8 protein-coding genes are annotated in these 13,984 nt (G+C 73.6%); 4 read left to right on the forward strand and 4 right to left on the reverse strand.

Features of this window, described 5'->3' with window-relative positions; genetic code table 11:
• Positions 1-13: 13 nt before the first annotated feature.
• The 4 genes from ABZ953_RS23170 to ABZ953_RS23185 all read left to right on the forward strand — a co-directional run bounded on the left by ABZ953_RS23170 (position 14) and on the right by ABZ953_RS23185 (position 8,017).
• Positions 14-706, forward strand: a complete 693-nt coding sequence (locus ABZ953_RS23170) for a GntR family transcriptional regulator (RefSeq protein ID WP_361726854.1) — start codon at positions 14-16, stop codon at positions 704-706.
• Between the two features lie 58 nt (positions 707-764).
• Positions 765-2,291 carry a hypothetical protein gene (locus ABZ953_RS23175; RefSeq protein WP_361726855.1) on the forward strand — a complete coding sequence of 509 codons (1,527 nt, stop codon included), beginning with the start codon at positions 765-767 and terminating at the stop codon, positions 2,289-2,291.
• A 157-nt stretch (positions 2,292-2,448) separates the two neighbouring features.
• On the forward strand, positions 2,449-3,294 hold the full coding sequence (locus ABZ953_RS23180) for a hypothetical protein (RefSeq protein WP_361726926.1): 846 nt from the start codon (positions 2,449-2,451) through the stop codon (positions 3,292-3,294).
• An 82-nt stretch (positions 3,295-3,376) separates the two neighbouring features.
• The gene (locus ABZ953_RS23185) at positions 3,377-8,017 is read left to right on the forward strand and encodes a hypothetical protein (RefSeq protein ID WP_361726857.1); all 4,641 of its coding nucleotides are present in this window, start codon (positions 3,377-3,379) and stop codon (positions 8,015-8,017) included.
• Here ABZ953_RS23185 and ABZ953_RS23190 read toward each other — a convergent pair.
• Genes ABZ953_RS23190 through ABZ953_RS23205 form a run of 4 tightly spaced genes read right to left on the reverse strand, consistent with a single transcriptional unit; the run spans position 8,010 to position 13,862 of the window.
• Positions 8,010-9,131: an aromatic ring-hydroxylating dioxygenase subunit alpha gene (locus ABZ953_RS23190; RefSeq protein ID WP_361726859.1), complete on the reverse strand. Its 1,122-nt coding sequence runs from the start codon at positions 9,129-9,131 to the stop codon at positions 8,010-8,012. The two genes, ABZ953_RS23185 and ABZ953_RS23190, sit on opposite strands and share 8 nt — an antisense overlap.
• 33 nt (positions 9,132-9,164) lie before the next feature.
• Complete coding sequence (gene solA / locus ABZ953_RS23195; RefSeq protein ID WP_361726861.1) at positions 9,165-10,319, reverse strand: N-methyl-L-tryptophan oxidase; 1,155 nt, start codon at positions 10,317-10,319, stop codon at positions 9,165-9,167.
• A gap of 16 nt (positions 10,320-10,335) precedes the next feature.
• A complete protein-coding gene (locus ABZ953_RS23200; protein WP_361726863.1) occupies positions 10,336-12,780 on the reverse strand; it encodes an FAD-dependent oxidoreductase in 2,445 nt (814 codons plus the stop codon).
• On the reverse strand, positions 12,777-13,862 hold the full coding sequence (locus ABZ953_RS23205; protein ID WP_361726865.1) for an S-(hydroxymethyl)mycothiol dehydrogenase: 1,086 nt from the start codon (positions 13,860-13,862) through the stop codon (positions 12,777-12,779). The genes ABZ953_RS23200 and ABZ953_RS23205 overlap by 4 nt, the downstream gene beginning before the upstream one ends.
• Positions 13,863-13,984 lie beyond the last annotated feature (122 nt).

The following is a 13,984-nucleotide window of genomic DNA, read 5'->3' on the forward strand; positions in this document are numbered from 1 at the left end:
GCCTGCTGAGGGGATGGCTGACGTGAGCGGACTGGCCGACGACCGTGCGCTTCTGGGGCGCACCAGTACGGCCGAGCGGGTCTCGGACATCCTCCGGAGCCGCATCGCCGAGGGCTTCTTCCCACCCGGGACGCGGCTCTCCGAAGACAGCATCGGCGGCGCGCTCGGCGTCTCCCGCAACACCCTGCGGGAGGCCTTCCGGCTGCTCACGCACGAACGGCTCCTGGAGCACCAGCTCAATCGCGGCGTCTTCGTGCGGATCCTCACGGTGGAGGACGTAAAGGACATCTACCGCACGCGCAGACTCGTGGAGTGCGCGGTCGTCCGCGGTCTCGGTGCGCCGCCGTTCGCCCTCGACGCGGTGGCGGGCGCCGTCGCGGCCGGTGTCCGCGCGGCCGGCGACAAGGAGTGGAAGGGCGTCTCCACCGCCAACATCCACTTCCACCGGGAACTCGTCGCGCTCGCCGGGAGCGCCCGCACCGACGAGCTCATGCGCAGCGTCCTCGCCGAACTGCGCCTCGCCTTCCACGTGGTGGACGACCCGCGCCGCCTCCACGAGCCCTACCTCGAACGCAACAAACGCATCCTCGCCGCACTGCGGGCGGGAGACGCCGGGCAGGCCGAACACCTGCTCGCCGACTACCTCGAGGACTCGCTCGACGGCCTCGTCGAGGTGTACGGGCGCCGCGTCGGCGCGGGCGGCTGAACCGGTCGCTTCTGCGCCGTTTCGACCGTTGTCAGACCGAGGACCTAGTCTGTGCACCGTGACTTCGCCTGCCGTTACGGACACCGCTCCGCCCCAGCTCAGCGCGGGGCCGAGGCCCGCTCTGGGCCCGGCCGCCGACGAGGGCCTGGCGCGCCGCCTGCGCGCGCTCGCCTGCACGGCTCCGCTGCACGACCTCGACGTGCGCAAGACCAACCTCGCGGGCGAGTACACGGTGTACGCGATGGCGGAGGTGGCCCTGTCCGCCATCGACCTCGTCACACTGAACATGGACTTCGACACCGGCGCCGACCACGAGCAGATCGTCGCCAGGCTGCTCCCGCGCGTCGCCGCCCAGGCCCCCCGGCGCCCGGCCGCCGAGCACGAGCGGGTGGCCCGCTGGGTCCTGGAGAACCTGATCAACGTCGGCAGCGTCGACCGCGGCTTCCGCGCGGTGTACGGCACTTTCGCACCCGACGGCACATATGTCCGCAGGGACTACGACTTCAAGCTCCTCGAAGAGGTCCCCGGCTACGGCGGCAGTGTCTACCTGCGTACGACCGACGAAGCGGTCAACGTCCTGGTGGGTGCCCTCGACACCGACGTCACCAGCGCCCAGATCGCCGCCGAGGTGAAGCTGGAGGTCCTGATCAGCCGCGGCCGGCTCGCCGACGCCCAGCTCGCCGCCGAGCAGGCGCGCTACCGCACCGTGCAGTACTCGGAAACCCTGCGCAGGGCCCTCGACGCGACCCGGCGCAACGTCCGCGCGGTGGACTGGCTGCAGGCCGTCCCCGACATGATCGCGGAGGCGCTCGACCACGTCGCCGACCGCTACCGCCACGAGAACGCCATCCTGACCAACATCCGCAAGGCCCGCGACGAGTCCGAGGACCCCGAGCAGAAGCGCCGCGCCGCCGAGCTGGTCGACATCGTCAAGGACTGCATCCGCCGCCACACGCAGCTCCAGTCCCGACTCCTCGAAGCGGGCCCGCTGTTCCGCGCCGAGCAGGACCGGCAGGCCTTCGCCGCCCCCACCGCGCGCTCGGGCCTCGACCTGTACGGGCAGCTGGTCGCGCCCCTCCTGCCGCTCCCCGCCGAGCGGGCGATCCGGGTGACCGATGCCTTCTTCGCGCACGGCACCGGGCTGCGCACGCCCGTCTCCGTCCGCGTGGGCGACCTCGTCGACATACTGCTCACGCCGCCCATGGAGCGCGAGCACCTCGGCGCGGAGATGCCCGAGCCCGAGCTCATCGCCACCCCGGACGACAGCCGCTTCAGCGAGCAGCAGCTCGCGAGCGCCATGGAACTGCTCGACCTGCCCGCCGACGCGCCGCGCCGCCTGTCCGGACTGCTGGCCGACGCCCGCCGCCGCGACCCCGAACTGCCCTACCTGGTCGCCCTGCTGGCCGTGCACGCGGCGAGCCCGCCGGTCGGCACCGCCTACCGCCAGGGCGAGGAGAAGCTGCTCTTCGCCGTGGACGACGGCACCCAGCTCGACGACGAGGAGTTCGGCGGCGCCGACCTCATCGTGGGCACGGCCCTCCTGGACGCCGCCGGCATGGCGGCCGGCCGGACGGAGGCGGCCTGATGGCCACGGACCGGACGAAGACCGGCCCGAAGGCCGCGGAACAGCACACCGCGCCGCCGGGCACCCGCAGCGACGTACGACCGATCCACCGCCGCAAGGAGCACACCCCGTGACCGACCACCCCGCAGAGCACGCCGCGTGGGGCGAGCCGGACTCCATGGCGGCGCCCGCCGCCCCCGCGCCCGTCACCCCGGCCGACGCCGCCGACGCCGCACGGCTCGTCTCCTTCGGCCTGCAGCCCAAGCTGCAGCCCGCCCGCGACCAGGAGTACGCCGAACTGCTCCGCCGCTACCGTGAGGACCCGCCCTTCGCCCGGCTGGCCGACGCCGTCGCCACCGGACTCGGGCTCGTCGTCCTTGAGGTGTCCCCGCGCGCGGGAATGGCCGTGACGGCCGCGGAGGACTCCGTCTTCGCCGTCCGCATGGGCGACTACGCCCGCCGCGCGGCGACCGACTCCACCGACCGCTTCCTGCACGGCCTCGCCCACCTCGCCGTCGCCGCCATGGCGTTCCCGCGCCCCGAGGACCTCGCCGACGACGGCTACATCGGCCGGGTCACGGTCAACGGCGTCGACGCGTTCGTACGCCAGGCCTGCCACCGCCTGGAGGAGCGCGCCGAGGAACACGGCGAGAACACCGACCCCGCCACCGACGCCCCGGGCCTCGAAGCGGCCTGGCGGATCTGGGCGCGCCGCAGCTCGACCGGCGCCACCAAGGACGCCCGCCGCCTCGCCGGTTCGACCACCGGCATCGTCGGCAAGGCCGCCGCCTTCCTCACCGAATCCGGCTTCCTGCAGCGGACGGGCGACGACTCCGGAGGCACCTACCGCACCACCGCCCGCTACCAGCTCCAGGTCCGCGACATGGCGGGCAGCGCGGCCATGGCGGAGCTCCTTGAGCTCGGCGTCGTGCCGGTCACGGACGGCTCGGCGACGCTGCTGCCCCCCGAAGACACCGACGATCTGGAGCTGGCCGCCGACGCGGGGCTGCCGTTCCACTCCTGACCCCGCCCCACCACCGGCCTCCGGGCCCCGCCCGCGCCACCTTCCTGCCGTTCCGCACGACTTACGACGAGAGTCCGCCGCCATGTACGAGCTGTCCCGGGTCCGCCTCTACTCCATCGGTCCGGCCGGTGCGCGCTACGCCGACACGGTGCTCGACCTGCGCGGCGTCGGCGCGGAGGTGCCCGACCCCGCGCCCACCCAGGCGGAGTTCTTCGAGGACGAACCGGTCGGCCCGCCGCGCCGCCCCGCGCCCGCCGGAGTGCTCTTCCTGGAGAACGGCGGCGGCAAGTCCGTCCTGCTCAAGCTGATCTTCTCGGTGATGCTGCCGGGCCACCGCAACACCCTGGGCGGCGCCAGCTCCGGCGTGCTGCGCAAGTTCCTGCTCGCCGACGACTGCGGGCACGTCGCCCTGGAGTGGCAGCACACCCTGACCGGCGAGTGCGTCGTCGTCGGCAAGGTCAGCGAATGGCGCGGGCGGCAGGTCTCCAACGACCCGCGGAAGTTCGCCGAGGCCTGGTACTCCTTCCGGCCGGGACCCGGCCTGAGCCTGGACTCGCTGCCCGTCGCCGAGTCCACCGCCGTGCGCCCCTTCGCGGAGGGCGCCTCGGGCGCGCAGGGCCGACGGCGCACCATGAAGGGCTTCCGCGACGCCATGACCGAGGCGGTGAAGGCCTACCCCCACCTCGAAGTGCACTGGGAAGAGATCCACGACCGCTGGAACGAACACCTCGGCGACCTCGGCCTCGATCCCGAACTCTTCCGCTACCAGCGGGAGATGAACGCCGACGAAGGCGAGGCCGCGGGCCTCTTCGCCGTCAAGAAGGACTCCGACTTCACCGACCTGCTGCTGCGCGCCGTCACCGACACCCGCGACACGGACGGCCTCGCCGACCTCGTCCACGGCTTCGGCAACAAGCTCGGCCGCCGCGCCGAACTGATCGCCGAACGGGACTTCACCGCGGGCTCCGTAGACCTGCTCGGACGCATCGTCGACGCCGCCGACGCCCGGTCACGCGCGCGTGACGTGCACGCGGGAGCCGAGCGCCGCACGAGGACCCTGGCCCGCAGGCTCTCCGCCCGCGCCGTCGAGGAGCGGGGCCGCGCCGCCGAACTCGCCGAGCGGGTCACCGGCGCCGCCCACACCGTCACCGAGGCCGAGCAGACGCGCGGCAGAAGCGCCCTGATCTCGGCCGAACTGGCCTACCGCAACGCCTCCTTGGCGCTCACCGTCGCCGAGAAGGCCGCCGCCGCGCAGCGCCGCGAGCTCGCCGACGCGCGCACCCTGCACTCCGCCTGGCAGGCCGCCGAAGCCGTCCTGCGGCACCGCGCGGCCGCCGACCGCGCCGCGCGCGTGGCCGTCGCGATCAGCGAGGCCGAGCGCGACGCGGCGCCCGCGCTCGCCGCCCGCGCGCAGGCCGCATCGGACCTGGTGCGCGCCCTGCACACCGCGGCCGAAGGCGCGGAGAACCACGCGAACGAAGAGGAGGAGCGCTCCGCCGTCCTCCAGGAGACCGGCGAGACCGCGCACCGCGACGCCACCGCCGCCGCCACCGAGGCACAGCGCGCCCGCAGCGAGGCGGGACACCTGAAGCAGCGCCTCACCGAGGTCGAGCAGGAGACCGCGGAGGCCGTCCGCGCGGGCTGGCTCGACGACACCGCCCCCGACGCCGACCCGGCCCGCGCCGCCCTCGCCGCGAGCGACGCCGAGAAGACCACCGTCGCCTCCTGGGACACCGCCCGCGAGGCCGCCCGCCGGGCCGCCGACCACGCCAGGGAGACGGCAGCCGCCGAGGCCCGCGCCGAGCTGACCGCGGCCCGCGCCGCGGACGCCGCGACCGCCGCCGAGGCCGCCCACGACGCGGAGCGCAGCGCCGCCGAGTCCATCGCGGGGGACCAGCGGCTCGCCGAGCTCCTGAGCCTGCCCGCGGGGGGCGGCGGTGTGCCGCAGCCCCGCCGGGGGGCCGAGCCCGCCGAGACCGGTGCGGACGGCGCCCTCACCGTCGCGGAGCTCGACCGCTCGGCGGACGACTTGCGGACCCTCCTCGAAGACGGCGTCGCCTCCGCCGAGCGCCAGCTGTTCGACCTGCGCACCGCCGCCGCCGACGACTCCCGCATCCTCGGCGCCCTCGGCGACGGCGGACTCCTTCCGCCCGGCCCCGACGTCCTCGCCACCGTCGAGTTCCTCGGCGAGCACGGCATCCCCGCGCTGCCCGGCTGGCGCTATCTGGCCCAGGCCGTCGACCCCGCCGACCACGCGCGCGTGCTCGCCGCCCGCCCCGAACTGGTCGACGGGGTGGTCATCACCGACCCCGACACGCACGCACGCGCCCGTGAAGCCCTCGCGGACGCCGCCCTGCTGCCCCGCTCCGCCGTGGCCGTAGGCACCGCCGCCGCCCTCCTCGCCCCCACCCCGGGCGAGCAGAGCGCGGACACCGGCGTCTTCCTCGTACCGCCGAACCCGGCCATGCACGACGAGCACGCCGCCGACGAGGAGCGCCAGGCGCTGCGCGCGCGGGCCGCACGGCGGGACGAGGAGATCCGGGAGCTCGCCGTCCGGCTCGGCAGGGACCGCGAGCTCGCCGCCCGGCTCGCCTCCTGGCGCGGCGGGTGCCCGAGCGGCCGCCTCGGCGAGCTCGCCACCGCGGCCGACGAAGCGCGCGCCTTCGCCGAGGAGGCCGAGGCCGAGCTCGCCGAGGCCCGCACCGCGCGCGCCGAGGCCGACGAAGCGGCGGGCGAGGCGGCACGCGTGCGTGACGAGCGCCAGGAGGCCGCCCAGCGTGCCCGGCGCGCCGCCGACGCCCTCGCGGGCCTCGCCTTCCGGCTCCGGGAGCGGGCCGGCTGGCAGGTCAAGCTGCGCGAACTGGCCGACGACGCCGTCGAGTCCGAGGCCCGTGCCCAGACCTGCCTGGACCGTGCCCGCGCCGCCGACGAGGACCGGCGCGCCGCCCAGCGCACCGCCGACGACGCCCGCCGCACCGCCCGCGCGCTGCGCGCCGAGCGCGCCGAGATCGCCGGTGCCCCCGAGGACGTACCGGAGGAGAGCGACACCCCGAAGACGTCGCTGCCCGCCTTGCGCGAGGCCTACCGCGCGGCCTCCCAGCTCTACGAGAAGGTGGGCGTCGGCGCCGACCTCCGCGCCGAGCAGGCGCACGCCGAGAGCGACGAGAGCGCCGCCCTCGCCGAGCTCGACCGGCTCAGCAACAAGGTCCGCACTCGCGCGGCCCTGCTCCTCGAAGGCACCGACGGCTCCGACGGGCCATCCCGGCAGGCCGCCGCCGCGCGCGCGGAGGCCCAGGTCCAGCTCATCGAGGCCCGCGCGGCCACCGCGAGCGAGACGCTCGGCCGACTGCGCGGCGAGGCCGAGCGGCTCGCTCCCGAGGACGGCGGCGCCCACACCGAGCTCCCCGAGGACCTCGTCCCCGCCGACGCCGAGCAGGCCCAGGCACTCCTGCGCACCGCCACCGGCGAACTGGCCGCGCACACCGAGGCGCTGGGCCGCGCCAAGGAGGCCCACGCCGCCCTGCTGCACGCCCACCGCGTCACCGAGGACGCGGCCGGAGGCTTCGACGAGACCGCCGCCCTGCTCCGGGACCTGCTGCGCGAGCACCAGGAGGAGGAGCCCGAGGATGCCCCCGACAGCTATCCCGGCTCCCTCGAAGAGGCCCGCCACTCCGCCGCAGAGGCCCGCCGCTCCCTGCGCGGCTGCGCCGCCGACCTGTCGACGGCCGAGTCCACCGTCCGTGAGGCGAGCGACATCCTCGTACGCCACGCGAACTCCACGCGGTACGAGCAGGTGCGCACGCCCGCCCGCCAGCAGATCCGCGAACTGCCCGCGTCCGCGCTGCCCGAGCACGCCAAGAAGTGGGCCGACGCGTTCGCGCCCCGGCTCCGCGTCCTCACCGACGAGCTCGCACAGCTGGAGCGCAACCGCGACAGCATCGTCGACCGCCTCCGCGGCCTCGTCGAGTCCGCCCTCGCGACCCTGAGGTCCGCCCAGCGCCTCTCCCGGCTGCCCGAGGGGCTCGGGGAGTGGTCGGGCCAGGAGTTCCTGCGGGTCCGCTTCGACGAGCCCGACCAGGCCACGCTCGTCGAGCGGCTCGGCGAGGTCATCGACGACGCCACCCGCGCCGCCGTGAAGAAGAACTCCGACATGCGACGGGACGGAATGACCCTGCTGCTGCGCGGCGTACAGGCCGCCCTGGAGCCGCGCGGCATCGCCGTCGAGATCCTCAAGCCGGACGCCGTCCTGCGTGCCGAGCGCGTTCCGGTCGGGCAGATGGGCGACGTGTTCTCCGGCGGCCAGCTCCTTACCGCGGCCATCGCCCTGTACTGCACGATGGCCGCCCTGCGCAGCAACGACCGGGGCCGCGACAAGCACCGGCACGCCGGCACGCTCTTCCTCGACAACCCCATCGGCCGCGCCAACGCGACGTACCTCCTGGAGCTCCAGCGCGCCGTGTCGGACGCGCTCGGCGTGCAGCTGCTCTACACGACCGGCCTGTTCGACACGACGGCGCTCGCCGAGTTCCCGCTGGTCATCCGCCTGCGGAACGACGCGGACCTGCGCGCGGGCCTGAAGTACATCAGCGTCGAGGAGCACCTGCGCCCGGGCCTGCCGCAGCGGGCCCCCGAGGACCCCGACGGCGAGACGGTGCACGGGGAGATCACCGCGACCCGCATGTACAAGCGACCCACCCCTCAGGCGAACCCGGTCACTACGTAGTGAGCTGTTCGGTCAGCCACTCGTGGAAGAGCCCGATGTGATGCTCGGTCGGCACAAGCACCCCGCCCGCGCGGTAGGCGCGTGACGCCATCGCGGGCTGGGTGCGCTCGCAGGCCGCGAAATCCTGCGTGTTGACCCGGTGGAAGAGCTCCACGGAGTGCGTCAGGTCGGCACCGGACGCGACGACGTCGGGTGCGTACAGCCAGTCGCACTCGACGACCGTGCGGTCCTCGGCCATCGGGAACATCCGGTGCAGGATCACGTGGTCGGGGACGAGGTTGACGAACACCGTCGGCTTCACGGTGATCGCGTAGTAGCGGCGGTCCTGGTCCTCCCGCACCTCGGGGAGGCGCCCGAAGCCCGTGCTGCCGTCCACCGTGAACCCGCCCACGTCCGCACCGAACGCGGCGCCGTGCCCCACGTAGTACTGCGCGGCGAATCCGTCGGCGAACTCCGGCAGGACGTCGGTCAGTTCGGGGTGGATGGTCGCGCAGTGGTAGCACTCCATGAAGTTCTCGACGATCAGCTTCCAGTTGGCGCGCACGTCGTAGGTGACGCGTTTGCCGAGCGCGAGCTTCTCCGTGCCGTAGCGCTCGATGGAGGCGGCGTCACCGAGCCGTTCGACCGCCGCGCCCATGACGGTCTCCTCGAAGGAGGGCGGTTCGTCGGCCAGGCAGACCCAGGCGTAGCCGAGCCACTCCCGCAAGGCCACCTTCACCAGGCCGTAGGCCTCCCGGTCCACGCCCTCCATGGTCACCAGGTCGGGCGCGGCGATCAGCCGTCCTTCCAGGTCGTACGTCCAGGCGTGGTACGGGCATTGGAGGGCGCGGCGCACCTGCCCCGACTCCTCGGTGCACAGGCGGGCGCCGCGGTGCCGGCAGACATTGAGGAACGCCCGAAGGCCGCCGGTGCGCGAGCGGGTGACGAGCACGCTCTCGCGGCCGACCCGCACGGTGCGGAACGCGCCCGGCCGGTCGAGGTCGGCGGCGCGCACCGCGCAGAACCAGAGCGCTTCGAAGACGCGTTCCTGCTCCTGCCGGAAGATCTCCGGGTCGGTGTAGTAGTGGCCGGGGAGGGTCGCGATGAGACTCGGCGGCAAGGGGGTCGTCGTCACGGTTCTCGTACTCCTCATGCGGGTCTCGTACGCTCAGGCGGGCGCGGCGGTGAGGCGGCTGGGGTCGAAGAGGTCGATGGGATGCCCGGTGACGCCGTCGAGCGCCAGGTCGGCGAGGATCTCCCCGACCACCGGCACGAACTTGAAGCCGTGCCCGGAGAACCCGGCCGCGACGGTGACCGATCCGGGGTGCGCCGGATGGCGGGTGACGACGAAGTGCTCGTCGGGGCTGTTGGTGTACATGCAGGTGGCGGCCTTGAGGAAGCGGCCGGGCAGGTCCGGGATCAGCCGCCCCACCTGCTCGGCCATGGCGGCGACCTCGTCGTCGTGGACGGTCCGCTCGATGGTTTCCGGAGTGCAGGGCGTGCCCTTGCGGAAGAAGGCGACCTTCGCGCCGAGGCCGGGCCCGTCGATGGCCGGGAAGCCGTACACCTGGACGCCCTCCGCGTCCTCCCAGATGTAGACCGGGTGGTTCTCCGCGGTGAAGGGGCGCTCGCCGCCGGTCGGCAAGAACCAGTACATGACCTGCCGCTCAATGGTGAACGGCACCCCCAGGTCGGTGAGCAGCCCGGGGGCCCACGCGCCCGGACAGATCACCAACTGACCCGCGGTGTACGTGTTCTCGGCGGTGTGCACGCGCACCCCGTCCCGGTACGGTTCCCAGCGCGTCATCGGCTCCTCGAAGTGCAGGTCGGCCCCCTGCCGCGTGGCCAGCTGCACATGCGCGGCCACGGTGTTCTCGGGACGGACCAGACCCGCCCGCGCCTCGTACAGCGCCACCTCGTCGTCCCGCGGGGCGAGGGTGGGGAAGCGGCGCCGTATCTCCTTCGCGTCGAGCATCTCGTGCGGCAGGCCCCACTGCTCGGCGGAGAGCCGCGCACCGGAGACGGCGCGGCTCTCCGGCCGGCCCAGCATCACCCCGCCGCACAGGGTCGCGACGGCGCGGCCCGTGTCGCGTTCGAGGCGGTCGTAGAGCTCGTAGGCGCGCAACAGCAGCGGTACGTACGCGGGGTCTTCGAAGTAGGACTGCCGGGTGATGCGGGAACCGCCGTGGCTGGAGCCACGGTTGTGCACCGGGCCGAACTTCTCCAGGCCGAGGACGCGGGCGCCGCGCGCGGACAGGTGGTGGGCGGCGGCACTGCCCATGCCGCCGAGGCCGATCACGATCACGTCGTAGGTGGGGGACACCTGTGCCTCCTGGCGGCTAGCGGCGGATGCGGGTCATCTCCGGGTCGAACAAGGGCTCTTCGGTGACCGTCGCGGGCACCTTCTCGCCGAAGTACTCGACGTGCACGCCGACGCCCGCCGCCAGGGGCGGCAGCCAGGCGTACGCGACGCAGCGGCCCAGGGTGTACCCGTACGAGGCGCTGGTGACGTACCCGGCAGGGGCGCCGTCGACGTACACGGGTTCCTTGCCGAGGACGACGGCGGCGGGATCGTCGAGGAGCAGAGCGGTGAGCTTGCGCGTCGGCTCCCCGAGCCCTTCGAGAGCCGGACGCCCCACGAAGTCACCCTTGTTCATGCGGACCGCGAAGCCGACGCCTGCCTCGTAGGGGTTGTGTTCGGTGGTCATGTCGTGACCCCACGCGCGGTACCCCTTCTCCAGCCGCAGGCTGTTGAAGGCGGAGCGCCCCGCCGCGATCACGCCGTGCGCACGGCCCGCCTCCCACAGCGTGTCCCAGAGACGGAGCCCCAGGTCGGCGGTGGTGTACAGCTCCCAGCCCAGCTCACCGACGTACGACAGACGCAGGGCGGTCACCGGGACGTGCCCGATGTACGTCTCCTTCGCCCGGAAGTAGCCGAACCCCTCGTGCGAGAAGTCGTCACGGGTGAGCGGCTGGACGAGCGCGCGGGCCAGCGGGCCCCATACGCCGACGCAGCAGGTCCCGGAGGTGATGTCCCTGATGTGGACGGTGTCGGGGGCGTGGCGGAGCAGCCAGTCGAGGTCGGCGGGGGAGTTGGCGCCCACCTGGAAGCGGTCCGGGGCGAGCCGGGCCACCGTCAGGTCGGAACGGATGCCGCCCGCCTCGTCCAGGAGCAGCGTGTACGTGACGGCACCCGGCTTCTTGGCGAGGTTGTTGGAGGTCATGCGCTGGAGGAAGGCGAGGGAGCCGGGGCCCGTGACCTCCAGACGGCGCAGCGGCGTCATGTCGTAGAGGGCGACCCGCTCGCGGGTGGCGCGTGCCTCGGCCGCCGCGACGGGTGACCAGTGGCGGGCCGACCAGGCATCGCGACCGGGCACCTCGACGCCCTCGGCCAGCGGCGCGTTGGCCGCGTACCAGTGCGGGCGCTCCCAGCCGCCGCCCTCCAGGAAGACGGCGCCAAGATCCTCCTGTCGGGCATGGAAAGGGCTGACCCGTAGGGGGCGCGGCCGGTCCATCGGCTGGAGCGGGTGGATGACGTCGTAGACCTCGACGAACTGCTGCGCCCCGCGTTCGGCCACGTACGCGGGGGAGCGCTGCGCGTCCTCGAAGCGCGTCAGCTCGCACTCGTGCAGGTCGAGCGAGGGCCGTCCGTCGACCATCCACTCGGCGACCGCCTTGGCGACCCCCGCGGAGTGCGTGACCCAGACGGCCTCGGCCAGCCAGAAGCCACGCAGCGCACGGGACTCGCCGAGCACCGGCATGCCGTCGGGCGTGAAGGAGAAGACGCCGTTGAAGCCCTCCGCGAGCTCCGCTCCCGCCAGCGCCGGGAGGAGCTTTCGGCAGTCCTCCCAGCTCGGCGCGAAGTCCTCCTCGGTGAACGGGTACGAGGACGGCATGACCTCGGCGTCGTCGTACGCGGGGACGGTGAACGGGTCGACGGGCAGCGGGCGATGGGCGTAGGAGCCGATGCCGATGCGGTCGTGGTGCTCACGGAAGTACAGGTCGCGGTCCTGGTGGCGGAGGATCGGCAGGGAGGCCTCCGGACGCGGGCCGCCGGGACCGGCGAGCTCGGGCAGGGGCGCCGTCTTCACGTACTGGTGGGCGAGCGGCAGCAGGGGAATGTCGACACCCGCCATCCGGCCGATCACCGGCCCCCAGAACCCGGCCGCGGAGACGACGTGGTCGGCGGGGAACGTGCCGCGGTCGGTGACGACGGCGGTGACGCGGCCGCCCTCCTTTTCGATGCCCGTCACGGTGTGCCGGTCGAGAAAACGTGCCCCACGCGCGCGTGCCCGCTCCCACTGCGCCCGGCAGGCGGGCACGGCACGGGCGAGGCCGTCCTCGGGCGTGTACAGCCCTCCGTACAGCCGGCTCTCGTCGACGAGCGGCCACAGCTCCTTGCAGCGCGCGGGTCCGACGAGCTCGGCGTGGACGCCCCAGGACGCGGCGAAGCCCGCCTTGCGGTGCAGGTCGGCCCAGCGCTCCGGCGTGGTGGCCAGCTCAAGGCCGCCGACCGGATCGAAGCAGGGGAGGCCGCCCACCTCAAGGGCGCTGAACTTCTCCACGGTGTACGCGGCGAACGCGGTCAGGGTTTTGGAGGGGCCCGTCCGGAAGACCAGGCCGGGCGCGTGCGAGGTGGAGCCGCCCGGCGCGGGCAGCGGGCCCTGGTCGAGGACGGTGACGTCGGTCCAGCCGCGGGCGGTCAGTTCGTCGGCGAGCGAGCAGCCGACGATGCCCGCGCCGATGACGACCACGCGGGGCCCTCCGGCCCGGTCGGGGTTCACAGGACCACCACCGATCGCAGCACTTCGCCCCGCCGCATCCTCGCGAACGCCTCCTCCACCCCGTCGAGCGTGATGGTCTCGGAGACGAATCCGCCGAGGTCCAGGCGGCGGCTGAGGTACTGGTCGACGAGGATCGGGAAGTCCCGGGTGGGCAGACAGTCCCCGTACCAGGACGCCTTGAGGGCGCCGCCGCGCGAGAAGAGGTCGATCAGCGGCAGATCGATCCGCATCTCGGGGTCGGGCACCCCGACCTGGACGAGTACGCCCGCGTGATCACGCATGTAGAAGGCCTGTTGGTACGTGGACGGGGTGCCGACCGCGTCGATCGCGACGTCGACGCCGTGCCCGCCGGTCAGTTCCCGGACCGCCTCGACGGGGTCCGTGCCGCGGGAGTTGACGGTGTGCGTCGCGCCGAAGCGCGTCGCCCCGTCCAGCTTCGCGTCGTCGATGTCGACGGCGATGACCCGGCGGGCCCCGGCCAGGGAAGCGCCGGCGATCGCGGCGTTCCCGACGCCGCCGCAGCCGATGACGGCGACGGTGTCGCCGCGGCCCACTCCGCCGGTGTGCACCGCTGCCCCGTACCCCGCCATCACCCCGCAGCCGATCAGCGCCACGGCCTCGGGGCGGGCCGCCGGGTCGACCTTCACGGCCTGTCCCGCGGCGACCAGCGTCTTCTCGGCGAAGGCGCCGATGCCGAGGGCGGGGCTCAGCGGTGTGCCGTCCAGGAGCGTCATGGGCCGCGCGGCGTTGCGCGAGTCGAAGCAGTACCAGGGGCGGCCGCGCAGACAGGAGCGGCAGGCTCCGCAGGGCGCGCGCCAGGCGATCACGACGCAGTCGCCGGGGACGAGGCCGTCGACGTCGGCGCCGACCGCCTCGACGGTGCCGGCCGCTTCATGGCCGAGCAGGAACGGGAAGTCGTCGTTGATCGCGCCCTCCCGGTAGTGCAGATCCGTGTGGCAGACCCCGCAGGCCTGTACGGAGACGAGTACCTCTCCGGGGCCGGGATCTGGCACGACGATCGTCTGCATCTCGACGGGTGCGTCCTTCTTGGGGGCGACGACGGCACGGACCTCGTGGGGCACGGCCAGACTCCTCTGCTGTTGCGCACGGCGTGACGGCGTTGTTGCGTACTGCACGTTCGGTTGCGCTATGGGAGACATACTGGGAATGCCATCAAGAGGCCGTCAAGAGGGTGGAGTCAAGC

Origin of the sequence: Streptomyces sp. NPDC046465 (genome assembly GCF_040646035.1) — a bacterium.
GTDB lineage: Bacteria > Actinomycetota > Actinomycetes > Streptomycetales > Streptomycetaceae > Streptomyces.

Coding starts and splice junctions, on each gene's coding strand:
- ABZ953_RS23185 (WP_361726857.1), top strand. CDS start 3,377: ATGTACGAGCTGTCCCGGGTCCGCCTCTACTCCATCGGTCCGGCCGGT.
- ABZ953_RS23170 (WP_361726854.1), top strand. CDS start 14: ATGGCTGACGTGAGCGGACTGGCCGACGACCGTGCGCTTCTGGGGCGC.
- ABZ953_RS23180 (WP_361726926.1), top strand. CDS start 2,449: ATGGCGGCGCCCGCCGCCCCCGCGCCCGTCACCCCGGCCGACGCCGCC.